Origin of the sequence: Sharpea porci, assembly GCF_009695655.1 — a bacterium.
Classification (GTDB): Bacteria; Bacillota_I; Bacilli_A; order Erysipelotrichales; family Coprobacillaceae; genus Sharpea; species Sharpea porci.
This window is the reverse complement of sequence record NZ_VUNM01000005.1, coordinates 13,734-36,913: the sequence shown is the minus strand read 5'-3', so window position 1 is coordinate 36,913 and position 23,180 is coordinate 13,734. Positions and strand designations below refer to the sequence as shown.

Genomic DNA, 23,180 nt, shown 5'->3' with positions numbered 1-23,180 from the left:
TTTTGTTGCTGTAAAAAATTACGTTGAATATTTCGAAATATATTATATACTAAGGGTAGAAAGATTTATTAAAAGAAAAGGAGTTGAAAGATTATGTCTCATATTTTACCAGTATCTGACTTGAGAAATTATAATGAGGTTTTAAAACACTGCCATAAAGGAGAACCAGTATTTCTTACAAAAAATGGCAGAGGTCGTTTTGTAGTGATGGACATAGAAGATTACGAGCGAGAACGTGCAGAAAAAAAGCTTCTAATGAAATTACAGGAAGCAGAAGAAGCAGTGAAAAATGGTGATGGATGGTTAACTTTAGAAGAGTTAAAAGCAGCTGTGGGTAAATAAAGATGTTAAAACTTCGAATCAATCCAGTTGTTATAAATGATTTGACGGATATTTTTGACTACATTGCAGATGATAATAAAGAATACGCTACTAAAACGATCGGTATGATTTATGATAAGTTTGAAAATCTTCGAATGTTTCCAAAAATAGGTTCAGATTTATCTAAGCGTGTTACCTTTCATACGAAATATAAGTATATTATATGGAAGAATTTTATCATTATTTATATGGTTAATAATGACTATTTGGAAATCTATCGTGTAATTAATCGTTATCAAGACATAACAAAAATTTTTGATTCCTAAACGCTACACTTGCTATAAAAATTTAACTTATTTCTTAAAATATATAGAGACAGGAAGGGGGGCTTACCCTGTTTCCTTATAATAATACTTGAATGAGAGCTAGAAAAATCATGATCTTATCTGCCTGGTAAGCTTTAGATTTCTAGCTTTTTTGTTGAATGAAATGCTTATTTTAGATATCTCGATTAAATAAGAATTTCATGACTTTCCATGATACTTATAAGCGAAGCTTCATAAATGAGAAGAAGGAACAAAAAAGTGAGTCACCTTTTTGTTCCTTCTTCTTTTTGTATTTTAAAAGATTAAAAAGGAATATGAAATTGAGAAAAAAAGGGCATATTTTTGATGTGGTTAAAAATATACAATCTTCTTGGACATAAAGAACATGGTTTTTATTACAGGAAGGGAGCTATATTCAATGAAAACAAAAAATATCAAAATAGCTGTCAGTATCTTTCTAACGGCATTTGTATGCGGAATGTATTGAAGGTAAATCTAAATATATTCATATGATTGATGACTTTGATTGTACAAAATGTGGTAAGTGTATTGCTGTATGTGAAGAAAAAGCAATTATTCAGACATCAGGAAAACTTCCCAAGCTACCTAATAGACTTACAAAAGTTGGACGTTTTAAGAAAAGATAAAAGAAAAGAGCAAGCATTTCGAATACTTGCTCTTTTAAAACAGATGAAATTAATCATTTTCAATATCAATATCACCATTATCAGTTTGTGCAGTAATCTTTTGAGAACCATGACCAACTTGAATTGATCCAGAGTCATAGTCATTATCACCAATAGAAATATCACCTGAATCACTTTTCACTGAAACAAAATAATTATTAAGATGATCAGCTAGACTGACAGAAATATCACCATTGCTTGTTTTTAAGCTGGATGTTGTCAAGCTGCTATCTTCAACATCGATATCACCATTAGATGATGTTGCTATTAGATTATTGACAATGCTTTGTTCTAAATCAAGATCACCATTACTGCTATCCATCGTCAATGCATGAATGCTTAATTTATTGATTGGGTCAATAGTGATATCACCATCACTGGATACAAGAGAGACATTCTCAAGCGTGTTGATATTCTTTGGAATAGTGATGACTAATTCAGGATTATTATTGCTTAAAGAATGAGTATGGCTTTCTTTTATAGTAAGTAGGCCATCTTTGATTGTGGCAGTAGGACATTCGTCTTTCTTGCCATGATAGAACAGGGCATAGTTATTGCCACTTTTAAGCTCAATATCTGCATTGTTGAGTTTGATGTCGATGCTGTCAAAGGCTTCAAGATTTTTATGGACAGTAGCTTTTTTAGGGGAATCCATGGAAATACTGAAACGACCATTATCCATAGTTATATCTAAATGTCTCATTGCCCCATAAAATAAAGCAACAATACCAATAACAATGATTATAACTAGAAAAATAATATGCTTTCTTTTCATTTTATACTCCTTCTATTCTATTTTAATAGAATGTGAATAATACAGGTGGTGGACCTGATGGCTTTATTGTAAAACATGGTACCTTGGTTGACAAGGATTATGAATAGTTCATTAAAGAAACTCTAAAAAAGGCAGGATTTAAAAATATTGATTGTTTTCATCATGAAAGAAAGCCATGGATTACAGTTATAGCTATCAAATAGGAACTATAATAAAAAGGCTATAGGAGCGATGCCCTATAGTCTTTTTGAATGTAAAGCTAGTTATGATGGTTGTTTTTAATAAGTGAAAGAAAGTATTCATGAATTCTAGGATCATTTGTAAGTTCGGGATGAAAGGAGAAGCCTAACTGATTGTGATATTGAACAGCGACAATATGGTCATTGACAACACCAAGAATATCAACATCATCATTTACAGATTCAATATAAGGTGCACGGATAAAAACAGCGGGATAAGAACCAACAGGCTTAATGTCAATATCTGAAGTAAAGCTGGCCAGCTGTCTTCCATAGGCATTTCGTTTAATGACGATTGGCAATGTGCCTAGGTGGGCGCTCTCTTCGCCATCTATTGTTTTAGCTAGAAGAATAAGACCAGCACAAGTCGCAAGAACAGGTAAACCTTCATTGATGAGCTGTTGAATTGGCTTAAGTAAGTTAAGCTGTCTTAAAAGCTTACCCTGGACTGTGCTTTCGCCTCCTGGAAGAATCAGGCCATCAATGCCATCAAGATCTTTTAATTGTCTTATTTCAACAACTTCTGCACCTAAATTTTGGATTATCTTTTCATGTTCAATAAAAGCTCCTTGTAAAGCTAATATGCCAACTCTCATAATTATTGTCCTCTTTCTTCCATGATCACCTTGATTTCACTTGGATTAATACCTACCATTGCTTCTCCAAGATCTTCTGAGAGTTTTGCGATAAGAGCTGCATCCTGATAGTTTGTAACTGCCTGAACAATGGCTGAAGCACGTTTTGCGGGATCTCCAGACTTAAAGATACCTGATCCGACAAAGACACCTTCGGCTCCTAGCTGCATCATTAAAGCGGCATCGGCTGGTGTGGCAACACCACCTGCGGCAAAATTGACAACAGGAAGTCTTTTATGTTCATGAACATAAAGTACTAAGTCGTAAGGAACACGAAGCTGTTTAGCTTCTTCAAAGAGTTCATCTTTTTCCATCGCCACAATTTTTCTAATTTCAGCGTTCATCTTACGCATATGACGGACTGCCTGAACAACATCACCAGTACCAGGTTCGCCCTTTGTACGAATCATTGAAGCCCCTTCATTAATTCTTCTTAAAGCTTCACCTAAGTCTCTTGCGCCACAGACAAATGGTACTTTGAAAGTTGTCTTATCAATATGATAGACATCATCAGCGACAGAAAGTACTTCGGATTCATCAATATAATCAATATCAATAGCTTCAAGAATCTGTGCTTCGACAAAATGGCCAATACGGCATTTCGCCATGACCGGAATGCTGACAGCTTCCTGAATGCCCTTAATCATTTTTGGATCACTCATTCGTGAAACTCCACCAGCAGCTCTGATATCAGCAGGTATTCTTTCAAGTGCCATGACAGCACATGCTCCTGCCTCCTGGGCAATTCTGGCTTGTTCTGGTGTTGTGACATCCATAATCACACCACCCTTAAGCATTTGTGCCAGCCCTTTATTCAATGCATATCTTTCATTACTCATATTTTTATTCCCCCTTGTATTCTTCTTGGTGATATCATACAATTTAACTGGTTATATAAAAATATCCAAATTAAATAAATATAAGATGCCAGAAGGAGAAGATAAAGATGCTGACCTATACCTTTACAAACAAAGATATCCCCCTATACGAACAAGTTTATCAGGCCATAAAATCCGATATTATCAGTGGTCAACTCGCCCCAGGGACAAAGCTGCCCTCCAAACGAAGCTTTGCTTCCCATCATGGCATGAGTACCATAACGATTCAAAATGCCTATGACCAGTTGATCAGTGAAGGCTATATTTACACTTATCCAAGAAAAGGATACTTTGTCTCACAGATAGAAGGACTGAAAAAAATGCCCCAAAAACTATCCATTAATCTCGATATAAAAGTTCCCCAACCACCAAAAACCTATACATACGATTTGTCTAATAATATGATTAATCCTGATAACTTTCCTTTTTCTATCTGGGCTAAGCTATCAAGAGATAATTTGTCACATAAGCGAAAGGAATTAATGAATGTTGCACCAGCTAATGGACTCTATGAATTAAGGGAAGCTATCAGTAAGCATCTCGCATCTTTCCGGGGAATGCGTGTTGATCCTAATCAAATTATCATTGGCGCAGGTACGGAATATCTCTATGGGCTTCTTATTCAGCTATTAGGAAATGATTATTGTTATGGTATAGAAAATCCTGGCTACAAGAAACTCATGCAGATTTATCAACAATATGGTGTTGAGTGCGTTTATGCCAATATTGATGAAAATGGCATCATGCCTTGTGAGCTAGAAAATCAACATGTTGATATTGCCCATATTTGTCCTAATCACCATTTTCCGACAGGCATTACCATGCCGGCAAGTCGTCGTTATGAAATCTTAGGCTGGGCGAATGAAAAGAATGGACGTTATATTATTGAAGATGACTATGATAGCGAGCTAAGAAGCCATGGCAAGCCCCTTCCAACACTCTTGAGTATTGATGGCTGTGAAAAGGTCATCTACATGAATACCTTCTCCAAATCCCTTGCTCCAACAATGCGCATCAGTTACATGATTCTTCCTGTTCATCTTGCCAATAAATACTATGAGCATCTTGCCTTCTCTTCATGTACCGTTTCAAATATAGAACAATATACCTTAGCTTCATTCATCAACGAGGGCTATTTTGAAAAACATATTAATCGCATGCGCCTCTATTACTCTAGAAAACGTAAAAAGCTACTTGAAATCTTGAATGCAAGTCCTTTGCATACTATTTGTGAGGTCCATGAAAATGAATCAGGCTTGCATTTCTTAATGAAACTTAAAACGGATCTATCAGAAGAAGAGGTAAAGAGAAGACTTGAAGAAAAGGGCATTCATATGCAGTCTTTATCTGATTATTATATGGATCATCATACAAGTCATAGGCATATGTATATTATTCACTATTCTAATCTTGAACTCGAACATATGGCAGAAGTCTTTGATTGTATTTATCATCTTGTTCATGATGTAAGAATATGAGATATTCATATTAGAATTGGAGAAAAGAATGATGGATGTCAAATATGCAAAGAAAGAAGCACTCACATTTATTGGTTTTCATAAAACAATCAAACAAGAAGAAGGCTATAAAGAATGTCCTGCCTTTTGGCAGAAGGCATATAGTGAAAGATTCTCCCATCTCTTTCAAACCCAATAACCTGAAAACACCTTGGAACAAGCAGTTATTGATCAATAAGATTGGTGCGTTTGGGATTTGTGAAAACAAAAAGGTGATTGTTTTGAGTACTAGATTGCTGGATTATACAATGGTGGAGAAGTCGTAGAAGGTTGAAAACTTCTTGAATATCCTGCTTGCATGTGGGCGATTTTTACAACGTACGGCCCTTTGCCTGATAGCCTGCAAAAACTTAATACAGAAATATGGCAGGATTGGTATCCACGAGAAGGACAAAAGCGACAGCTGGATTCATCATTGATGCTTGAAGTCTATCAAGCCGATGATATGCAGGATGCGCAATATGAATTGTGCAATTTGGTTGCCATTAAAGGGATGTTGATGCATCTCTTTTTTTGTATTTGTATGAAAACAATTGACACTTGAAAGGGCTTACGTTATGATTATGGTATAGAAAATGACCAATGGTCAATTATTGATTAAGGAGGACATCTTATGTATTACAGTAGTGGTAATTATGAAGCTTTTGCGAAGCCTGAAAAGCCTGAAGGCATAGAAAAGAAACATGCTTATATCGTTGGTTCTGGCCTTGCCGGTTTAGCTGCAGCTTGTTTTCTTATTAGGGATGCACAAATGCCCGGTGAAAACATTACAGTCTTTGAATCTCTTCCAGTAGCTGGTGGCTCTTGTGATGGTCTCCATGACCCACAAAAAGGCTATATTATGCGTGGTGGCCGTGAAATGGATAATCACTTTGAATGTATGTGGGATCTCTTTAGATCCATTCCTTCCATTGTCAATCCTGGTGAAACCATTTTCTCTGAATATTACAAACTTAATAAAGAAGATCCAAACTATTCTCTTTGTCGTGTAACAGAAAAACAAGGCCAGGATGCCCATACTGATCGCCAATATGGATTAAATAAGAATGCGGAAAAACAGATTCTTAAGCTTATGCTTTCAACGGATGAAGAACTTGCCGACAAGACAATTGATGATGTCTTTGATGAAGATTTCTACAAGACAAACTTCTGGATTTACTGGCAGACAATGTTTGCCTTTGAAAAATGGCATTCAGCTCTTGAAATGAAGCTCTATATGCAAAGATATATTCACCATATTGATGGTTTACCTGACTTAAGTGCCCTGCGCTTTACGCGTTATAATCAGTATGAATCCATGATTCTTCCAATGTTGAAATATATCGAAGATGCCGGTGGTAAGATTGCCTATAATACACAAGTTACCGATATCCAGTGTGAAACATCTCCAACAAGAAAAGTAGCTCGTTCTATCGCCTATGTACAGGATGGTGTGGAAAAACACATTGAACTTACAGACGATGACTTTGTATTTATTACCAATGGTTCACAAGGTGATGGCAGTGCTTATGGTGACCAGACACATGCCCCAGAAATCACAATCAAGAATGGTCAGGGTCCTTCCATTGAACTCTGGAAGAAGTTAGCAGCGCAGGATGATGCTTTTGGACATCCTGATAAATTCTTCAGAGATATCAAGGAAACAAGCTGGGAAAGCTGGACTGTTGATACAGCAAATAAGCAGATCTTAAGTGCAATTGAAAAGATCTGTCATCGTGACCCATTAAGTGGTAAGGTTGTTACTGGTGGTATTGTTACGGCAAAAGATTCATCATGGTTATTAAGCTGGACAATTAACCGTCAAGGACAGTTCGTTGATCAGCCTGACGATCATTGCTTGATCTGGGTTTATGGCTTGAATTGCTGGGATGATGATGGTGATTATGTGCATAAGCCAATGTATAAGTGTACTGGTGAAGAGTTATGTCAAGAATGGCTCTATCATATTGGTATTCCAGTTGATGAGATAGATGCACTTGCCAAAGAATGCAATACAACACCATGTATGATGCCTTATGTCACATCATTCTTTGAACCACGTGCTTATGGCGATCGCCCATTGGTTGTACCTGAAGGTTCAGTCAATATGGCATTTGTCGGCCAGTATGCCGAAACACCAAGAGACACAGTCTTTACAACAGAATATTCCATCCGTACAGCTATGGAAGCTGTCTATACATTATGTAATGTTGATAGAGGGGTTCCAGAAGTATGGGGATCTATCTTTGATGTGCGAGAATTGATTAAAGCGGGCGTGAAGATGAATGATGGCAAGATGATCAAGGACTGGCCATTGCCTGCAAGTCAGAAAGCTGCAATAGCTGGTGCTTTCAAACTCATCAATAATACAGAAATATCTAAGCTATTGATAAAACTTGGAGCAGCAGAGAAAAAGGACTTTGCCCCAATCGTAAAAATGCCTAAAGTCAAAGTCGAAGTGACTTCGAAAGTCTCTGAACTCAAAGATTCAAAGGCGGCAAAGATTGGTGCAGGCGTGACCGTTGCTTCACTTATGACTGTTGCAGCATTGTTGCATAAAAAGAAATCCTAAACTTTTCAGCTTGTATTTATGTCAAAAAAGATTAAAATAAGGTAATAAAGTGTAACCCACAAAGAAGAAATAAGTCTTAATTGGCGTAGTCTCCTAGAGGCTGCGCTTTATTTATTTCTACTTTGAGGAGGATAGATGTTATGAAAAAAATGCAAAGTATGATTTTTAGCCTCATTATGTCCTATTCAATGGCTATTGGTATGGAAGTCTATAATATTGCTTACAAGCTAGGCTATCATATGCAGGTGGGTGGGTTTTCATCGATGCATAATGATGTCTTTCTAGCTGCTTTAAAAGAGGCAAGCTATATGGGTATTATTGTCTTTATAATTTCAACACTCTATGGCAATCGTCTTGGTCAACATCTCGCAAACAGTCTTTGTGATCAGGAGAGTGATCCTTCCTACTTCTGTATGTTGATGCGTCAGGGAGCAACAATTATGATTATGTGTCCATCCATGAGTCTTATTGCTTCTATTCTTTTTAGTATTATTCTTGGACATCAGCCTCTTCTTCAGTTACCTGCTATTTTTGTAGGCACACTTATGGAGAACTTCCCCATGGCCTTCTTCTGGAATATCTTTGCCGCTTCACCTTTTACTAGAAAACTAACAAAATGGTTATTCGCATGAATGGAAATCTTTTTGTTGAAGTAGGATGAAAAGGCTCTTACAATATTCAAGGAAGTGAGAACATGGATCAGAAGACTCAAATAGGAAAATACATTGCTTTTATTTTAAGGCACAAGCCACAGGCCATTGGTATCACTCTAGATCAACATGGATGGGCTAAGGTGGATGAGCTGATTGCTGGCATACAACGCAAATATCCAAATTTCAACAAAGATCTTCTTGAAGATATTGTGGCTTCAGATAATAAGCAGCGATATAGTTTTAATGAGGATCATACGATGATACGTGCTAATCAGGGCCATTCTATTCCTGTTGATGTCGAACTGAAAGAAGTTGTTCCCCCGGATATATTATGGCATGGAACGGGTGAAAAGTATGTTGCCTCGATAGATGCAATAGGACTCATTCCTAAGACAAGACTCTATGTGCATCTCTCTTTAGATACAGAGACAGCACAGAAGGTTGGCAGCAGGCATGGAAAATGTGTCATCTATAAAATTAATGCAAGAAAGATGTATGAAGATGGCTATCATTTCTATCTTTCTGTCAATCATGTCTATCTGACAAAAGAAGTACCTGTTCAATATCTACAAAAACAATAAGCGAGGCAATAATATGTATAACTATCGTAAAATGAGACGTTTTAAACAAGAAATAACAAGGGAAGAATGTATTGAGGTTTTGAAAAAAGCACCACGAGGTGTATTATCGATGCATGGTGAAAATGGCTTTCCTTATAGTGTTCCTATCAACCAATATTATGATGAAGAAAATGGCAAGCTTTATTTCCATGGCGCAAAAGAAGGATTAAAACTGGATTTGTTGAGGGAAAATAATAAAGTGTGCTTTACTATCCTTGATGAAGGCTATCAAAATGAAGGGGAGTGGCCAATGCATTTTCATAGTGTTATTTGTCTTGGGACAATTCATGAAGTCACTGATCAGAAAAGCCTTATCTATCATTTAAGAAAGCTTGGTAATAAATATTATCCTAGTGAAGAAGATGTTGAAGACTTAATAGCTAAAACGATATCTCGTATCTGTATGCTGCAAATGGATATTGAGAAAATGACAGGAAAGCATGTCAAGGAATCATAAAGATGGCAAGATGCAATGACATCTCGTCATCTTTTTTTTCGCTATTGAAAAGACAGTGTTATTTTTTACTCTGTATTTCATGAATACGCTCATTCATGCTCTTGACGAGCTTTTTATTTTGAAGACAGTAGATCAACCAAATCAAGATAGATATCGCTATTTCTAGAACAATCATGAAGATTGCAGTTGAAAGGCCATAATTCAAGGGAATCCAGCCCACAATAATCATCACGATAACACCAATTCTCATATGAATCAGTGTTTGTACAAGTAAGGAATACTTCTCATTTTCATAGATGAAGGACGGTATCGAAAAGCCAAAACCAACAAGCATTGCCCCAATGACCATCTTTGTGAATTGGTAGGATGTCAGTGAAAATGTCCCACTATAAATACATTCAAAAATCATACAATCAATGGATATACCTTCAAAAATACTTTTCAATAATCGTCTTTTCATATTTTTCTTATAGACCTAAATACTTTTTTATGCAGGCAAATATTTTCTTGAAACATAATCAAACTGATGGTTCTTCAGCTTGATTAGAAAAGTGCCACTCCAGGAGGTTTCAACACTTTGTAAGTAGGTAAAATGAATAATTGTTTGTTTTGAAATCTGCATAAATGTTTTATCGACACTTTGATAGATTTCATAGAGTCTTTTCTTCGATTGATAACAGGCATCAGATGTATAAATCATGGTCTTTCCACCTTCAACACGAATCAGATAGATATCTTCTTGTTTGAGAATGATAATACGATCTTCCTGCATAGCTCAAAGTGGGGAATCTTTATTGTCGAGATAATCAACAACTTTTTGAATTTCTTCAGTCATCGTATTCGTATAGATGATGGCATAGGGTTCTTTTAGAGAACTGTCAATTTCTATTTTCACATACATTTTCTTCACCTCTTCGACTCAAGCATACATGATTATTGTCTTAAAGGTATTGCTAAGATGCAAAAATGGAGTGTTAAGATGCAAGAAGAAATAGATTGGAGGAAGAACAGTTTTCTTGTAGAATAAGAGAAGGAAGAGGTGAAATGCGTGAAAAGACAAACGACAAAAGAAATCCTTGTAGCTTCCTTTCAGGAACTTGCTTCAAAAAAGCCAGTCGACAAGATTACGATTCAGGATATTGCGGATGAAAGCGGCTATTCACCTGCTACCTTTTATCGCCACTTTAGTGATAAATTTGATTTGATTGCCTGGGATTATAGCCAACATTCAAGAAATATCATGGAACAGGGTGAAGACTGGAAATCAGGACTGAAAGAGGGTTTAGTTTATCTCTATAATCTGAGGAAATATATACGTAATTTATTGTTGCATACAAGTGGGATGGACTCTTTTATCGGTTATATGGCTTATACTTGGATAGAATTGCTTAGTGATGAGGTATCAAAAAGACAAGACCTTGATCAAAGCCTTAAAGCCATTATTAAAATCTATGCATATGGAAGTGTTGCATTGATATGTGAATGGCTTTTAGATGAAGAAAAGATATCAATTGATCAACTATTGGATGATATGATACTCGCTTTACCAGAAAGATTAAAGGTGCTGCTTTTGTAAGTGAGAGAATAATGTATATTTCTCTCATTATGAGAGAAAGCATCTTTTTTCTTTATTGTTTTCTTATTTAGATTGTGTACAATGTAATTGTAGTTGAGGACAACTTAATTACACACAATTAAAATGATAAGGAGATAGAAATATGGAAAACAAACAGTATTTAGAAGGATTACAGATGATCATTACACAGTTATCACAGCAGGCCGACGGCCACATGATTCAGTCAAGAGTATTCAAGGCTGAAGGCTTCAATAAGCTTGCAGACAAGTATGCAGAACATGCCACTGAAGAAAGAGGCTATGTACAGCAGTGTATCGATCGTTTGCTTGACTTAGGATGTGAAGTAAAGCTCGAAGCTAAGGCTGAAGGTAAAGTATGCAAAGATCCAGTTGAATGGATTAAGTATGACTTACAGGTTTCTAAAGACGGCCTAGCTGCTTTAGCACCAATGATTGAAGAAGCACGCCAGGACTATACAACATATGACATCTTAGTGAAATATTACCAGGATGAAGAAGAAGACATGTACTGGGGTGAAGCTCAGCTTGAATTAATTGAATGTATTGGTAGAAATAACTGGTTAGTTCAACAATTATAGGAGGCGTAAGTATGAACTGTGCAGTACGTTATTATTCGAGATCAGGCAATACAAAACTTGTGGCTGACGAGATTGCCAGAAGCTTAGATATTAAAGCTGTTTCTGTTGATGATTCAGCAGGCAAACTTAATAAGCCTGTTGATGTATTATTTATCGGTGGTGCACTTTATGCTTATGGTATTGATCAACATCTTAAGTCATATTTGAAAGAAATAGATGCAAAGAATGTAAAGAAGGCAGCTGTCTTTTCTACTTCTTGGATTTCAAAACATGCCATCGAAGTCATCAAAGAAGAACTAAAACAAAAGGGCATTCAGGTTGCGGATGAAGTGTTCTATGTGCGTGGAAAGGCTAATGATACACAAATCAAAGAAGCTCAGCAGTTTGCGAAAAAGATGCTTTAATGGGCTGGCTATATGCACATTGATTTTTCATAAAGGAAGTTCTTGATACCTTGCGCACGTTCTGCTTACTTTTGTCAATGCATTGTCATTAACATTCTTGCTTGGAATGACATTTCTCTAATGGTGAGACAAGTCTTAAAGAGATGATGAACTGTTAGCGATGCGCACACAATGGGACAATACTTTTCGAAAACGGCTTGCATTCTAGGCGTTCTTCCTATAGAATAGAGCTTGCTTAAAGAAACAAAGCTACAAATTTGGCTATTTCTGAGAAAAATAGTCGGGTTTGTAGCTTTTTTTATGTCAGGAGGATATTTATGAATCAAATGAAAGATAAACCTATTTTCCCTTTATTGATGTCGATGGCATTTCCCCCAATGATCTCCATGTTGATCCAGTCACTTTATAATGTAGTCGATAGTATTTTTGTCGCAAAGCTAGGAGAAGATGCGTTAACAGCTGTTTCACTCATCTTTCCTTTACAGAATTTCTCGCTAGCGATGAGTGTTGGTTTAGGAGTGGGCATGAATGCACTTATTGCCCGTCATTTAGGTGCCAATGAGGAGAAGAAGGCTTCCTATATCGCAACACAGGGTATTTATATGAGTTTCTTGCACTCATTAATCTTTGTGATTATTGGACTTTTTCTCATTCAGCCTTTTCTTTCTCTTTTTACGACAAAGCAATCCGTTCTTGATTATGGCAGACAGTATGGGATGATTGTTATTACGTTGACATTTGCTTCTTTTATTCATATTGCGATTGAAAAGATGTTTCAGGCTTGTGGTAATATGGTTGTTCCAATGATCATGCAGATGGTTGGTGCGCTCGTAAATATCATTCTCGATCCGATTCTTATTTTTGGCTATTTCCATATGCCAGCTTTAGGCGTTGCTGGGGCTGCTATTGCCACTATTATTGGACAGTTTAGTTCCTGCATTCTTTCCATCATCCTCTTTACTTATTTAAAGACACCCATTCATCTTCATCTGAAAACACGTCTCCATTTTTCAGCCTTTAAAGAAATCTATGCGATTGCGATTCCATCATGTTTAATGATGTGCTTGCCATCCATCCTTGTATCTTTGTTGAATATGATTCTTTCGCTTTCATCACAAACTGCGGTTGCATTCTTTGGTATTTATTATAAGCTGCAGACATTTGTCTATATGCCATCCAATGGTGTTATTCAGGGTATGCGTCCTATTATCAGCTTCAATTATGGTGCCCGTGATTTTAAGCGTATGAAAGAGACCATTATGATTACGACAAAGACAATCGGGGCTATACTCTTAGCTGGCACAGTCCTCTTTATTGTTGCGACAAAACCAATATTATCCTTATTTAGTGCCAATGAAACAATGATGACCATGGGTATTCCTGGCTTGCGTGTCTTAGCCCTAGGTTTTGTGATTTCAACATTCGGTATTGTGATGTCCGGGGTCTTTGAAGCTATCGGCGAGGGTAAGTATTCGCTCTTTATTTCTCTGCTGCGTCAGTTCATTCTGACCATTCCCTTATCCTTTATACTCATTCGCTATTTTGGTGTCATGGGTGTATGGATTACTTTCCCAATATCAGAAGCCATCGCTCTCATTGTTTCCTGGATTCTCTATAAAAGTGCTTATCATCATCATATCTATCAATTGGACATCGCTTAGATGTCCTTTTTTTATTTTTAATATTTGAACTTCAAAATAAGAAATCTTGTGTTATAATGACGCACATAAAGGGGAATCCAAATATAAAGAATAAGACAAATTGTATCGTTGAAAGAGCGATGGCTATTGCACTGCTGGTTATTGGTGCACAAATAGTAATCTCATTCCCAGGTATGGTTCCTATAAGTCTACAGACTCTTGCGATATATGTCATTGCCATGACTTTCAACAAGAATCAGGCTTTGATGATGACATTGGTCTATCTATTTATGGGGGCAATCGGCTTGCCTGTTTTTGCAAACTTTACCGGTGGTATTGATCATCTTATTGGACCTAATGGGGGATTTTTATTGGCTTTTCCTATTATGGCTTATGTCAGCAGTTGGTTTGTCCATAACTATGATCACAAACTTAGGAATCTTGTGGGCATGATTGTTGGTACAGATATTTCCTATAGCGTGGGATGTGGCTATTTTATGTATCTTACAAAACCATCTTTCAACAATAGTTTTCTCGTTTGTGTATTGCCATTTCTTGTTGGTGATGCTTTAACACGCCGTGAGCAAGAAATCCCCCACCTCTATAGGTGGCGGGATGAATTGCGATAAACACGGCGTTTTGCTGACAACCTGCCCGCTGCATGCTCATGACTTCAGTCATGAGCAAGGCCGGCACCTGCCTTTCATATCGCCTGCACAAGGTGGACGGTGAGCAATGCTCATGGTATAATATTGCTGTACAGGAAGGGAGACGACAGCCATGGCTCAGGACACGGTCAGGTACATGGCCCATACAAAGAACATGGGCTACGATACGGCCAGATGTATCAGGAAGGATTATTAATGCCTACAAATCAGCGAGCAGCCGTATCATAAAGAAGGAATTTCCTGAAATACGCAAATCCTTATGGAAAGAGATGTTCTGGTCACAGAGCTTCTGCCTGCTGACCGCAGGCGGGGCCACAGCAGATATCATTAAGCAATATATAGAGTCACAGGGAGGGAAGGATGGCAAACAAGGCAATTAAGTACAGAGTATATCCTACAGCTGAACAAAACATTATGTTCTCTAAGACCTTTGGCTGCTGCCGCAAGGTCTATAATCTCATGCTTTCCGATAAGATTGAAGGCTATAAAGCAACTGGCAAGTTTCCTGATGTAACGCCTGCTCGGTATAAGGATGAATATCCTTATCTCAGGGATGTAGACAGTCTTGCCCTTGCGAACGTACAGATGAACCTGCAGGCAGCATTTCGCAACACATTTGACAGATCTCGCAAGAAGAAAAACGGATTTCCTAAGTTCAAGTCTGCAAAGCACAGCCGCAGGTCCTACACGACAAACAATCAGAAAGGGACAGTTGCGATTACAGACAACAAGTACATCAGGCTTCCTAAGATTGGCAAGGTCAAAGCTGTCATCCATCGTATCCCTGACAGCAGCTGGATTATCAAGTCGGCTACTGTATCTCAGGAATCAGATGGCAAGTATTATATTTCTGTGCTTTTTGAATTTGATAAAGTGGAAAATACTTATATAGCGGATAAAGCCAATGCCATTGGACTGGATTATGCATCTGACGGCTTATATGTAGACAGCAACGGTAATGTTGGTACTAATCATAAGTACTACCGTGAAAGCCATGACAGGCTTGCCAAGGCACAGCGCAGGCTGTCCCGCATGCAAGGCTATAAAAAGCATGAAGATAAATCCAATAACTATATCAAGCAGCTCCGTAAAGTAAATAAAATTCATAGACACATATCAAATCAGCGTCTGGACAACCTGCATAAAATATCTGCTGAGATAGCCAATCGGTATGATGTTGTATGCGTGGAATCTCTAGACATGAAGTCTATGGCGAATCGCGGGTTCGGCAACGGCAAAGCGACCCTGGATAACGGATACGGCATGTTCCTGTCTATGCTTGAGTATAAGCTGTCCGACAGGAACAAGTATCTTGTTAAGGTAGATAAGTGGTATCCATCATCACAGATATGTCATTGCTGCGGTACATTGCATCCCGAGATGAAGGATTTGTCTATCCGCAAGATGACATGAGACTGCGGACTCACGATAGGCCGTGACCAGAACGCAGCCATCAATATCCTGAATGAAGGCCTGCGGCTGCTTGCCGGGGCAGCCTAGAACTAAATGTTGCAGTAGGGATGGAATAGCCCGAACTCATACGCCTGTGGACATTGTGTAAGACATTGAGCTGCGTAACATCGCAGCCAACGCAGTAGTGGCTGAAGCAGGAAGCTCCGACTTCTATAAGTCGGAGTAGTTCACAGATGGTTTGTGCCTTGGTGATTGTATGAAGTCTAAAGAAAGTTTTTGTGGTTAGAGAAGTACTATTAAAGACAAGTGGGTCGAATTGAAGGATTATGGTCGTGTATCATTTATCGATCTGGAGGTAGATGGACAGGTAAGTATGAAATGTGATGAAGGTATTGTTTCTTTGTCTCTTAATGAAATTACGATTAGAAAGCTATAAGCAGAAGCTTATAGTTTTTATTATATTGACAATTATCTATGCGAGATTTATTATTCATATAGATAAATATCAATGTGATAGAGGAGTAAACATATGGGAACATTTATCCAGAATGAAATTCTTGCCATGCATTGGCTCAATAGACTTGTAGCCTTCTTACTTCAAACAATAGGCATCAATATCAAAACAAAAATAGGTGGCTCATTACAGTTCTTTTTCTATGATGTCATAAAGATCACAATACTACTTTGCCTATTGATATTCCTCATTTCCTACATTCAGAGCTATTTTCCCCCAGAAAGAAGTCGTAAGATTATGGGGCGTTTTCATGGAATCTTTGCGAACATGATAGGGGCATTATTGGGAACGGTGACACCATTTTGTTCGTGTTCATCAATTCCACTCTTTATTGGCTTTACGAGTGCCGGTTTACCTCTTGGTGTGACTTTCTCATTCCTGATTTCTTCACCAATGGTTGATCTTGGCAGCCTGATTCTATTAATGGGCATTTTTGGCTATCGTGTAGCGATTGTCTATGTAATTATGGGATTGTTGATTGCTATTATTGGTGGCTCGCTTATTGAGAAATTAAAGCTTGATGATGAAGTTGAGGACTTCATCAAGAATGCCCGAGCAGTCGAAACGAGGGGTGTGACACTTACAAAGAAAGATCGTCTTGATTATGCCTATGAACAAATGAGTTCCACTTTCAAGAAAGTCTTTCCTTATATTCTGTTAGGAGTTGGTATTGGTGCGATTATTCATAACTGGATCCCTGAAGATATGATTGAAACGATTCTTGGCAACAAGAACCCATTTGGTGTTGTTCTTGCCACAATTGTGGGTGTGCCCATGTATGCTGATATATTTGGCAGTATTCCTGTTGCTGAAGCATTGCTTTCAAAGGGAGCTCTTCTTGGTACTGTCCTAAGTTTCATGATGGCTGTTACAACTCTTAGTCTGCCTTCATTGATCATGTTAAGAAAAGCGATTAAGCCTAAGCTGCTTGGTATTTTTATCGCTATTTGTGTGGTAGGTATTATTGTTGTTGGTTATCTCTTTAATATTTTGCAGCCATTACTTATTTAGGGGGTTATTATGAATGAAATTGATGCATCATTAATATGTAAGGCGTTATCCGATGCCCATCGTCTCAAGATTGTCAAAATGTTGACAGGAGGGGAGCTTTGTGCATGTAAGCTACTCGAAGCTTTCCAGATTACCCAACCAACGCTCTCACATCATATGAAAGTCTTGGTTGAATGCAATCTCGTCACAACGAGAAAGCAATGGAAGAATACTTATTATTCATTAAATTGTGAAACATTAACGGCCTTTAGAACATTCATTGATTCATTGAACTGTTCTCAAGCTTGTCAAAAAAAGGATTGTTGTCAGGAGGATGAATAAGATGGTGAAGAATAAAGATATTTCTATATTCCAGCGTTATTTAAGTGTCTGGGTCATATTATGTATGATTGCGGGAGTGATGATTGGGCACTTCTTTCCTGCCGTTGTCCAAGTGTTGAATAAAATGCAGATTGCCGGGATATCCATCCCGATTGCGATTTTGATCTGGATTATGATTTATCCTATGATGATCAAAGTTGACTTTCAAAGCATTCGTCAAATCAAAGATAATCCAAAAGGTCTCTTTTTGACATGGATTGTCAACTGGCTTATTAAGCCTTTTACTATGTACCTGCTTGCTTCATTCTTTCTCTTCTATGTTTTTAAAAGTTTTATTCCCCAAAATTTAGCGCGTCAGTATCTTGCTGGAGCCGTATTACTTGGTGCCGCACCTTGTACCGCAATGGTCTTTGTCTGGAGCACTTTAACACATGGCCGTGCTGCCTACACTGTTGTTCAGGTGGCTACCAATGATTGTATTATTCTTTTTGCCTTTGTGCCTATTGTGAAGTTCTTACTTGGCGTTTCAAAGGTCAGTGTGCCTTATAGTACATTATTTGTCAGTATTTTTCTCTTTGTTGTGATTCCACTAGCCGGAGGTATACTAACTCGTGTTATAATGGTGAAGAAGAAGGGAAAAGACTATCTTGAAAATGTCTTTGTTCATAAATTTGACTATGTAACAACAGCTGGTCTCTTATTGACATTAGTCTTGATTTTTACATCTCAGTCCGCTGTCATCATCAGTAATCCCATCCATATCCTATTGATTGCGATACCACTGATCATACAGACATTCCTTATTTTCTTTATTGCTTATCTTTCTGCCAAAGCCATCCATTTGCCATTTGATATTGCTGCACCAGCTGGAATGATTGGTGCATCCAATTTCTTTGAATTAGCAGTTGCGGTTGCCATTGCCTTATTTGGGACAACAAGCCCAGCAGCCCTGGCTACAACAGTGGGGGTTTTGACAGAAGTTCCTGTTATGTTGACATTAGTAAATATCGCAAATAAGACACAAAATTGGTTTGTCAAGGAGGATTAGACAATGCGCGTGAGAGTATTAGGAGGCGGCTGTAAGAAGTGTGAAGCACTCTTAAAAGCCACAAAAGAAGCCCTCGCAAATACGGGCTTAAAGGGAGAAGTTGAATATATTACAGACTTTAGTGAAATGGCCAGCTTAGGCATTATGACAACGCCAGCACTCATGTTGGATGATGAGATTGTTTCAACGGGGCGTGTGCTTAAGACAAGTGATATTGAATCGCTCATGATTGCCCATCAGGGATTATAGTATTCCTTACAAAAAGGTGCTTTTGCGCCTTTTTCTTTTCGCTGAAATTCTATCTTGTTTGTGCTAGAATGGGGCAAGAGGTAAAGAGATATGAACAATAAAGTCTATGAATATGATGGCATCATTCATGAAATCCCAGAAAAGGGTGGTGCCTATGTAGAATTTCCTTGGGATATTAGAGAAGAATTTCAAAAAGGAAGAGTGAAAGTTCATGCAACCTTTGATGGTATCGCCTATGATGGCAGTATTGTCAACATGGGCTTAAAGCATGATGATGGCACCATCTGTTATATTATTGGTGTGTTAAAAAGCATTCGTACAAAGCTAAAGAAAGGTGAAGGTGACAGTATTCATGTTGTCATCCAACAACGTGCATGACACCTAAAGATTATTTAGAAATCGTTCATATTATTAATGAGCTCAAAGACACACCAAGACATTGTGTCACAAAAAATAACCGCATAGAGAGTGTAGCTGAACATAGCTGGCGGATAGCCATGATGGCTTTACTTCTCGAAGAGACGTTTAGCGATGTTGATATAAATAAGGTCATGCGTATGTGTGTGATTCATGATCTTGGTGAATGTTTTACTGGTGATATTCCTGTCTTCTTAAAGACCGATGAAGATCGTCAACAGGAAGCTAAGCTACTTGATGTATTTCTTAATACACTTCCTGATCAATTATCGCAAAATATGCATGCGCTTTATCAAGAAATGGAAGCATGTCAAAGCAAAGAAGCCAAAATCTTCAAAGCCCTCGATAAGCTTGAAGCCGTCATCCAACATAATGAAGCGCCCATTGATTCATGGGAAGATCATGAATATGATTTGCAACGACATTATGCCTTTGATGTTGTGGAATTTTCTTCCTGGCTAAGTAAATTGCGTGATGAGATTTTAAAGGAGACCGAAACCAAAATCCAACAAGAACAATAAGGAAGGGTCAACATGTTGATTAATGAGGCACTAGATTATATTAAAAATAAATATGCAAGCTCTTGTAATCTTGAAATACAACAGAATCTTTATTTAGTTAATGATAAGAAAACGAAGAAATGCATGATTTATTTCATCACTTTCTTTGATCAGGAAACAAGTAGTCAGAAGGCTTATTGTAATCTTCTGTTAGATGAATTGGGATTGGATCTATCTCTGCAGCAGGCTATAAAAGATGTCAAGATGGAAAGCATTGGTAAGTTTCTCACTCTTGATATGAATAAAATTCATGATACACGATTGCTTTTTCAATTAATTGACCAAGTCTTCCTTATTTATGATGATCATCTAATTATCCTTGAAGATGATCATGATGATTCTAGCTATCATGAAACAGCTATCCCTAAAAAAGAAATCAGAAGACGAAAACATATTCATGCTGCTCATCCTCAAAATCCCAAAACCACTACTAAAGAGATTCCTGAGAAGTTAAGAGAAATGTATGCCTTAGCGAAAAGTAATGCTTATTATGAATGGGTGCCTAATTTTATAAGACAGGGAAAGTTTATGGTTGACTATGAAGATGATTATCCCTGGAGCGAAGACTATAAGAGTTATTTTCCTTGTTATTATGATATGCCACCAGAAATATTAAGAGGTTATTTTTCATGGCGTAAGAAAGTCAGGGAGGGAGAATATCTTCCCATAGCCACTTCCCTTAGTTATCTTTATGTCTATGAGCTATTAAATGGAATAGGCTGTAAAGATGTACAAGAGCGTTTTGACAAGCTCGAGGAGTTCGTAGAGCGTTTTGTAAGACCAATAGCTCATGATCAACGGATGGAAGATAGGGTTGAAGAGTGGATTTTTGAACTTGCCTTAGATATGCATTTTCCTATTGAACGCGTAAAAGCCTATTTTCCTGACGGCATGTTAAAGCTTGATCAAAATTTGATGACTTTAAAGAAAGTCAAAGAACACACACCTTCAGAAATCTTTGAAAGTATCATGGCTTTTTCTGATCGTTCTTTTTATAAATCGCCAGTCTATAAAAAAGAACCTGAAAAGACAAAGGAAATAGCTGGAATGATCATCAAGAATGCTTTTAAAGATTATCGCATAAAGAAGAAAACACTCTTCAGTTTTATCTTCAAAGGACAGCGCACGACAAGCTTTTATCCAGTTTCCAATGCCCTATATGAAAGAAATAAAGAAAAGGACATTCTCACTTATGATATTGATCCTATTCGCATTTATCATTTAGATAAATATAACAACTGGAATATCAAAGCTTTTCAAATTGAAAAATGCGATTCTAAATTCATCAAAGGCTTGATCAGAGAAATAGACCGTTTTCTTCGTGCCTATTTTGAAGTAGGTAGAAAGCTTAAAGTCGATGATGCTTTTGATTTTATGGAATCTTATGAAGAAATGGCAATCAAAGACTATGAAGAAAAACATAAACAAATGGATTTCAATCTTGCCAGCCTGCAAAAGATACGTTATGAAGCAGCTTTGACAAGAGAAAGCTTATTGACAGAAGAAGAGAAGGAAGTGGAGGTCAAACCAGTTGTTGAAAAAGAAATAGATGATCAGGATCAGATGACTGAAGTTATAATCAAAAAGCTTCTCAAGAATGAAGATGTAACTTCATTCTTAAAAGAACATCATCTCTTTATTGAAGTAGTTGCTGATGAGATGAATGAAGCTTATTATGATGAAATAGGTGATAATATTGTTGAAATAGAAGATAATCGTCTTGTATTGATAGAAGATTATAGAGAGGATGTTGAAGAATTACTTTATGGACGTAAATAGAAAAATACCTAAACGTATCGCTTCGATTGTCATGAATTCCCTAAAGGGTGGGGTGGTTCCTAGAATTGGCCTGCCCTATATTACGGTGGGGAGAAAGAATGAAATAGAAGCGTTATTACATGATGTTGAAATGATTAAGGATGGTGGCGCAAGTTTCCGTTTTATCGTGGGACGCTATGGCTCAGGAAAGAGTTTTCTGATACAAAGTATTCGTAATTATGTGATGGATCAGGGCTTTATTGTTGCTGATGCAGATTTGTCTCCAGAAAGACGTTTGCAAGGGACAAGAGGACAGGGATTAGCGACTTATCGTGAGCTGATTGCTAATCTTTCCACGAAAACAAAGCCTGAAGGTGGAGCTTTGGCTTTGGTGCTTGATCGCTGGATTTCTCAGATTCAAAGTGAAGCTGTGACACAGTCAGGTTTAAAGGTTGGTGACATAGCGTTAAGTCGTCTAGTCGATCAGAAAATTTATGAAGTCACAAGCCAAATGAGCGAACTTGTTCATGGTTTCGAGTTTGCATCCTTGCTTTCACGTTACTATCATGCATATTTACAAGGTGATGATGAAACCAAGGCACTTGTTTTGAAGTGGTTCAGGGGTGAATATAGCCTTAAAAGAGAAGCTAAAAATGAACTGGGTGTCAATATCATTATTACGGATGATGATTGGTATGAATATATTAAGCTTTTTGCGTCTTTTTTCACGCTGGCTGGTTATGCTGGGATGATGATTATGATTGATGAACTTGTCAATATCTATAAGATTCCTAATGCCATTACCCGTCAATACAATTATGAAAAGATCTTGATGATGTATAATGATACACTTCAAGGGAAAGCAAAGCATCTTGGCATTATTATGGGTGCAACGCCACAGGCATTAGAAGACAAACGTCGTGGTGTCTATAGCTATGAGGCATTGCGTTCTCGACTTGCTGAAGGGAAGTTTGCCAAGGAAGGCGTCCGTGACTTACTTGCCCCCGTTATTCATCTTGAGCCTTTGAATCCTGAAGAAATGCTTGTATTATGTGAAAAGCTTGCCGATATTCATGCGACAATGTATCGTTATGACAAGAAAGTGACAACGGATGATATTGCTCTCTTTATTCAAATTGAATATCAGCGTATTGGTGCAAGCAGCAATATTACTCCTCGTGAAGTCATTAGAGATTTTATTGAACTTCTTGATATTCTCTATCAACATCCAGATATGAAAGTGAAAGATCTCTTAAATAGTGAAGAATTCAATTATCATGAAAGTGATGTCCTTTCTAATAAAACCAATGATGGCTTTGCCGAGTTTACAATTTAGGAGTTCATT

At 37.5% G+C, this 23,180-nt stretch carries 30 protein-coding genes and 1 pseudogene; 25 read left to right on the top strand and 6 right to left on the bottom strand.

Features of this window, described 5'->3' with window-relative positions; translation table 11 throughout:
* Positions 1 to 93: 93 nt before the first annotated feature.
* From FYJ79_RS03785 to FYJ79_RS12815, 3 genes are all read left to right on the top strand, one after another.
* Positions 94 to 342 (top strand): type II toxin-antitoxin system prevent-host-death family antitoxin, encoded by a 249-nt coding sequence (locus FYJ79_RS03785; protein ID WP_154514631.1) that lies wholly within the window; start codon positions 94 to 96, stop codon positions 340 to 342.
* 2 nt (positions 343 to 344) lie between these two features.
* On the top strand, positions 345 to 647 hold the full coding sequence (locus tag FYJ79_RS03780) for a type II toxin-antitoxin system RelE/ParE family toxin (RefSeq protein ID WP_154514630.1): 303 nt from the start codon (positions 345 to 347) through the stop codon (positions 645 to 647).
* A gap of 509 nt (positions 648 to 1,156) precedes the next feature.
* Entirely contained in the window at positions 1,157 to 1,294 is a 138-nt protein-coding gene (locus tag FYJ79_RS12815) for a hypothetical protein (protein WP_407695589.1), read from the top strand.
* Positions 1,295 to 1,343: 49 nt separating this feature from the next.
* Here the strand turns inward: FYJ79_RS12815 and FYJ79_RS03770 are convergent, their stop codons facing one another.
* From FYJ79_RS03770 to pdxS, 3 genes are all read right to left on the bottom strand, one after another.
* Positions 1,344 to 2,108: a DUF4097 family beta strand repeat-containing protein gene (locus FYJ79_RS03770; protein ID WP_154514629.1), complete on the bottom strand. Its 765-nt coding sequence runs from the start codon at positions 2,106 to 2,108 to the stop codon at positions 1,344 to 1,346.
* A gap of 259 nt (positions 2,109 to 2,367) precedes the next feature.
* A complete protein-coding gene (pdxT, locus tag FYJ79_RS03765) occupies positions 2,368 to 2,943 on the bottom strand; it encodes a pyridoxal 5'-phosphate synthase glutaminase subunit PdxT (protein ID WP_154514628.1) in 576 nt (191 codons plus the stop codon).
* Positions 2,944 to 2,945: 2 nt separating this feature from the next.
* Positions 2,946 to 3,821, bottom strand: coding sequence for a pyridoxal 5'-phosphate synthase lyase subunit PdxS (pdxS, locus tag FYJ79_RS03760; RefSeq protein WP_154514627.1), 876 nt, complete (start codon positions 3,819 to 3,821; stop codon positions 2,946 to 2,948).
* Positions 3,822 to 3,928: 107 nt separating this feature from the next.
* On the opposite strand from pdxS, the gene pdxR reads away from it, so the two are divergent.
* The 7 genes from pdxR to FYJ79_RS03725 all read left to right on the top strand — a co-directional run bounded on the left by pdxR (position 3,929) and on the right by FYJ79_RS03725 (position 9,658).
* Complete coding sequence (pdxR, locus tag FYJ79_RS03755) at positions 3,929 to 5,338, top strand: MocR-like pyridoxine biosynthesis transcription factor PdxR (protein WP_154514626.1); 1,410 nt, start codon at positions 3,929 to 3,931, stop codon at positions 5,336 to 5,338.
* A gap of 28 nt (positions 5,339 to 5,366) precedes the next feature.
* On the top strand, positions 5,367 to 5,516 hold the full coding sequence (locus FYJ79_RS03750) for a hypothetical protein (protein ID WP_154514625.1): 150 nt from the start codon (positions 5,367 to 5,369) through the stop codon (positions 5,514 to 5,516).
* A 159-nt stretch (positions 5,517 to 5,675) separates the two neighbouring features.
* A complete protein-coding gene (locus tag FYJ79_RS03745) occupies positions 5,676 to 5,921 on the top strand; it encodes a GyrI-like domain-containing protein (protein ID WP_154514624.1) in 246 nt (81 codons plus the stop codon).
* 69 nt (positions 5,922 to 5,990) lie between these two features.
* On the top strand, positions 5,991 to 7,928 hold the full coding sequence (locus tag FYJ79_RS03740) for an oleate hydratase (RefSeq protein ID WP_154514623.1): 1,938 nt from the start codon (positions 5,991 to 5,993) through the stop codon (positions 7,926 to 7,928).
* Between the two features lie 140 nt (positions 7,929 to 8,068).
* Positions 8,069 to 8,560 carry a hypothetical protein gene (locus tag FYJ79_RS03735; RefSeq protein ID WP_154514622.1) on the top strand — a complete coding sequence of 164 codons (492 nt, stop codon included), beginning with the start codon at positions 8,069 to 8,071 and terminating at the stop codon, positions 8,558 to 8,560.
* Positions 8,561 to 8,622: 62 nt separating this feature from the next.
* Entirely contained in the window at positions 8,623 to 9,162 is a 540-nt protein-coding gene (locus FYJ79_RS03730; RefSeq protein WP_154514621.1) for an RNA 2'-phosphotransferase, read from the top strand.
* A gap of 13 nt (positions 9,163 to 9,175) precedes the next feature.
* Positions 9,176 to 9,658, top strand: a complete 483-nt coding sequence (locus FYJ79_RS03725) for a pyridoxamine 5'-phosphate oxidase family protein (protein ID WP_154514620.1) — start codon at positions 9,176 to 9,178, stop codon at positions 9,656 to 9,658.
* Between the two features lie 58 nt (positions 9,659 to 9,716).
* Here FYJ79_RS03725 and FYJ79_RS03720 read toward each other — a convergent pair whose 3' ends face one another.
* Genes FYJ79_RS03720 through FYJ79_RS12680 form a run of 3 tightly spaced genes read right to left on the bottom strand, consistent with a single transcriptional unit; the run spans position 9,717 to position 10,559 of the window.
* Positions 9,717 to 10,118: a DUF3021 domain-containing protein gene (locus FYJ79_RS03720; protein WP_154514619.1), complete on the bottom strand. Its 402-nt coding sequence runs from the start codon at positions 10,116 to 10,118 to the stop codon at positions 9,717 to 9,719.
* A 27-nt stretch (positions 10,119 to 10,145) separates the two neighbouring features.
* The gene (locus FYJ79_RS03715; RefSeq protein WP_229771304.1) at positions 10,146 to 10,430 is read right to left on the bottom strand and encodes a LytTR family DNA-binding domain-containing protein; all 285 of its coding nucleotides are present in this window, start codon (positions 10,428 to 10,430) and stop codon (positions 10,146 to 10,148) included.
* A 3-nt stretch (positions 10,431 to 10,433) separates the two neighbouring features.
* Complete coding sequence (locus FYJ79_RS12680; RefSeq protein ID WP_268233734.1) at positions 10,434 to 10,559, bottom strand: hypothetical protein; 126 nt, start codon at positions 10,557 to 10,559, stop codon at positions 10,434 to 10,436.
* Between the two features lie 147 nt (positions 10,560 to 10,706).
* Here FYJ79_RS12680 and FYJ79_RS12750 point away from each other — a divergent pair, with 147 nt between their 5' ends.
* From FYJ79_RS12750 to FYJ79_RS03640, 15 genes and pseudogenes are all read left to right on the top strand, one after another.
* Positions 10,707 to 11,234: a TetR/AcrR family transcriptional regulator gene (locus tag FYJ79_RS12750; protein ID WP_154514618.1), complete on the top strand. Its 528-nt coding sequence runs from the start codon at positions 10,707 to 10,709 to the stop codon at positions 11,232 to 11,234.
* 142 nt (positions 11,235 to 11,376) lie between these two features.
* Entirely contained in the window at positions 11,377 to 11,832 is a 456-nt protein-coding gene (locus tag FYJ79_RS03705; RefSeq protein WP_154514617.1) for a ferritin-like domain-containing protein, read from the top strand.
* 11 nt (positions 11,833 to 11,843) lie between these two features.
* The gene (locus FYJ79_RS03700; RefSeq protein WP_154514616.1) at positions 11,844 to 12,236 is read left to right on the top strand and encodes a flavodoxin family protein; all 393 of its coding nucleotides are present in this window, start codon (positions 11,844 to 11,846) and stop codon (positions 12,234 to 12,236) included.
* A gap of 317 nt (positions 12,237 to 12,553) precedes the next feature.
* The gene (locus FYJ79_RS03695) at positions 12,554 to 13,897 is read left to right on the top strand and encodes an MATE family efflux transporter (protein ID WP_154514615.1); all 1,344 of its coding nucleotides are present in this window, start codon (positions 12,554 to 12,556) and stop codon (positions 13,895 to 13,897) included.
* A 119-nt stretch (positions 13,898 to 14,016) separates the two neighbouring features.
* Positions 14,017 to 14,505, top strand: coding sequence for a biotin transporter BioY (locus FYJ79_RS03690; protein WP_195837007.1), 489 nt, complete (start codon positions 14,017 to 14,019; stop codon positions 14,503 to 14,505).
* A 224-nt stretch (positions 14,506 to 14,729) separates the two neighbouring features.
* A pseudogene (tnpA, locus tag FYJ79_RS03685) lies at positions 14,730 to 14,924 on the top strand (IS200/IS605 family transposase); the annotation flags it as partial.
* Positions 14,905 to 15,957, top strand: a complete 1,053-nt coding sequence (locus FYJ79_RS03680; RefSeq protein WP_229771303.1) for a transposase — start codon at positions 14,905 to 14,907, stop codon at positions 15,955 to 15,957. The pseudogene tnpA and the gene FYJ79_RS03680, both read left to right, overlap by 20 nt.
* 529 nt (positions 15,958 to 16,486) lie before the next feature.
* Positions 16,487 to 17,482, top strand: coding sequence for a permease (locus FYJ79_RS03675; RefSeq protein ID WP_154514613.1), 996 nt, complete (start codon positions 16,487 to 16,489; stop codon positions 17,480 to 17,482).
* 9 nt (positions 17,483 to 17,491) lie between these two features.
* Positions 17,492 to 17,803: an ArsR/SmtB family transcription factor gene (locus FYJ79_RS12670; protein ID WP_154514612.1), complete on the top strand. Its 312-nt coding sequence runs from the start codon at positions 17,492 to 17,494 to the stop codon at positions 17,801 to 17,803.
* A gap of 1 nt (position 17,804) precedes the next feature.
* Positions 17,805 to 18,851, top strand: a complete 1,047-nt coding sequence (gene arsB, locus FYJ79_RS03665) for an ACR3 family arsenite efflux transporter (RefSeq protein WP_154514611.1) — start codon at positions 17,805 to 17,807, stop codon at positions 18,849 to 18,851.
* Between the two features lie 3 nt (positions 18,852 to 18,854).
* Positions 18,855 to 19,100 carry a thioredoxin family protein gene (locus FYJ79_RS03660; RefSeq protein WP_154514610.1) on the top strand — a complete coding sequence of 82 codons (246 nt, stop codon included), beginning with the start codon at positions 18,855 to 18,857 and terminating at the stop codon, positions 19,098 to 19,100.
* Positions 19,101 to 19,190: 90 nt separating this feature from the next.
* Positions 19,191 to 19,478, top strand: coding sequence for a DUF1905 domain-containing protein (locus FYJ79_RS03655; RefSeq protein WP_154514609.1), 288 nt, complete (start codon positions 19,191 to 19,193; stop codon positions 19,476 to 19,478).
* Positions 19,475 to 20,038, top strand: coding sequence for an HD domain-containing protein (locus tag FYJ79_RS03650; protein WP_154514608.1), 564 nt, complete (start codon positions 19,475 to 19,477; stop codon positions 20,036 to 20,038). Before FYJ79_RS03655 ends, FYJ79_RS03650 begins: the two co-directional genes overlap by 4 nt.
* A gap of 12 nt (positions 20,039 to 20,050) precedes the next feature.
* Positions 20,051 to 21,856: a TerB N-terminal domain-containing protein gene (locus FYJ79_RS03645; protein ID WP_154514607.1), complete on the top strand. Its 1,806-nt coding sequence runs from the start codon at positions 20,051 to 20,053 to the stop codon at positions 21,854 to 21,856.
* A complete protein-coding gene (locus FYJ79_RS03640; protein ID WP_154514606.1) occupies positions 21,843 to 23,171 on the top strand; it encodes an ATP-binding protein in 1,329 nt (442 codons plus the stop codon). Before FYJ79_RS03645 ends, FYJ79_RS03640 begins: the two co-directional genes overlap by 14 nt.
* Positions 23,172 to 23,180: the final 9 nt, after the last annotated feature.

What these genes read in the sequence shown, in the direction of transcription:
- FYJ79_RS03785 (WP_154514631.1), top strand. Translation starts at nt 94, where the DNA reads ATGTCTCATATTTTACCAGTATCTGACTTGAGAAATTATAATGAGGTT.
- FYJ79_RS03780 (WP_154514630.1), top strand. Translation starts at nt 345, where the DNA reads ATGTTAAAACTTCGAATCAATCCAGTTGTTATAAATGATTTGACGGAT.
- FYJ79_RS12815 (WP_407695589.1), top strand. Translation starts at nt 1,157, where the DNA reads ATGATTGATGACTTTGATTGTACAAAATGTGGTAAGTGTATTGCTGTA.
- FYJ79_RS03770 (WP_154514629.1), bottom strand. Translation starts at nt 2,108, where the DNA reads ATGAAAAGAAAGCATATTATTTTTCTAGTTATAATCATTGTTATTGGT.
- pdxT (WP_154514628.1), bottom strand. Translation starts at nt 2,943, where the DNA reads ATGAGAGTTGGCATATTAGCTTTACAAGGAGCTTTTATTGAACATGAA.
- pdxS (WP_154514627.1), bottom strand. Translation starts at nt 3,821, where the DNA reads ATGAGTAATGAAAGATATGCATTGAATAAAGGGCTGGCACAAATGCTT.
- pdxR (WP_154514626.1), top strand. Translation starts at nt 3,929, where the DNA reads ATGCTGACCTATACCTTTACAAACAAAGATATCCCCCTATACGAACAA.
- FYJ79_RS03750 (WP_154514625.1), top strand. Translation starts at nt 5,367, where the DNA reads ATGATGGATGTCAAATATGCAAAGAAAGAAGCACTCACATTTATTGGT.
- FYJ79_RS03745 (WP_154514624.1), top strand. Translation starts at nt 5,676, where the DNA reads ATGTGGGCGATTTTTACAACGTACGGCCCTTTGCCTGATAGCCTGCAA.
- FYJ79_RS03740 (WP_154514623.1), top strand. Translation starts at nt 5,991, where the DNA reads ATGTATTACAGTAGTGGTAATTATGAAGCTTTTGCGAAGCCTGAAAAG.
- FYJ79_RS03735 (WP_154514622.1), top strand. Translation starts at nt 8,069, where the DNA reads ATGAAAAAAATGCAAAGTATGATTTTTAGCCTCATTATGTCCTATTCA.
- FYJ79_RS03730 (WP_154514621.1), top strand. Translation starts at nt 8,623, where the DNA reads ATGGATCAGAAGACTCAAATAGGAAAATACATTGCTTTTATTTTAAGG.
- FYJ79_RS03725 (WP_154514620.1), top strand. Translation starts at nt 9,176, where the DNA reads ATGTATAACTATCGTAAAATGAGACGTTTTAAACAAGAAATAACAAGG.
- FYJ79_RS03720 (WP_154514619.1), bottom strand. Translation starts at nt 10,118, where the DNA reads ATGAAAAGACGATTATTGAAAAGTATTTTTGAAGGTATATCCATTGAT.
- FYJ79_RS03715 (WP_229771304.1), bottom strand. Translation starts at nt 10,430, where the DNA reads ATGCAGGAAGATCGTATTATCATTCTCAAACAAGAAGATATCTATCTG.
- FYJ79_RS12680 (WP_268233734.1), bottom strand. Translation starts at nt 10,559, where the DNA reads ATGTATGTGAAAATAGAAATTGACAGTTCTCTAAAAGAACCCTATGCC.
- FYJ79_RS03705 (WP_154514617.1), top strand. Translation starts at nt 11,377, where the DNA reads ATGGAAAACAAACAGTATTTAGAAGGATTACAGATGATCATTACACAG.
- FYJ79_RS03700 (WP_154514616.1), top strand. Translation starts at nt 11,844, where the DNA reads ATGAACTGTGCAGTACGTTATTATTCGAGATCAGGCAATACAAAACTT.
- FYJ79_RS03695 (WP_154514615.1), top strand. Translation starts at nt 12,554, where the DNA reads ATGAATCAAATGAAAGATAAACCTATTTTCCCTTTATTGATGTCGATG.
- FYJ79_RS03690 (WP_195837007.1), top strand. Translation starts at nt 14,017, where the DNA reads ATGGCTATTGCACTGCTGGTTATTGGTGCACAAATAGTAATCTCATTC.
- FYJ79_RS03680 (WP_229771303.1), top strand. Translation starts at nt 14,905, where the DNA reads ATGGCAAACAAGGCAATTAAGTACAGAGTATATCCTACAGCTGAACAA.
- FYJ79_RS03675 (WP_154514613.1), top strand. Translation starts at nt 16,487, where the DNA reads ATGGGAACATTTATCCAGAATGAAATTCTTGCCATGCATTGGCTCAAT.
- FYJ79_RS12670 (WP_154514612.1), top strand. Translation starts at nt 17,492, where the DNA reads ATGAATGAAATTGATGCATCATTAATATGTAAGGCGTTATCCGATGCC.
- arsB (WP_154514611.1), top strand. Translation starts at nt 17,805, where the DNA reads ATGGTGAAGAATAAAGATATTTCTATATTCCAGCGTTATTTAAGTGTC.
- FYJ79_RS03660 (WP_154514610.1), top strand. Translation starts at nt 18,855, where the DNA reads ATGCGCGTGAGAGTATTAGGAGGCGGCTGTAAGAAGTGTGAAGCACTC.
- FYJ79_RS03655 (WP_154514609.1), top strand. Translation starts at nt 19,191, where the DNA reads ATGAACAATAAAGTCTATGAATATGATGGCATCATTCATGAAATCCCA.
- FYJ79_RS03650 (WP_154514608.1), top strand. Translation starts at nt 19,475, where the DNA reads ATGACACCTAAAGATTATTTAGAAATCGTTCATATTATTAATGAGCTC.
- FYJ79_RS03645 (WP_154514607.1), top strand. Translation starts at nt 20,051, where the DNA reads ATGTTGATTAATGAGGCACTAGATTATATTAAAAATAAATATGCAAGC.
- FYJ79_RS03640 (WP_154514606.1), top strand. Translation starts at nt 21,843, where the DNA reads ATGGACGTAAATAGAAAAATACCTAAACGTATCGCTTCGATTGTCATG.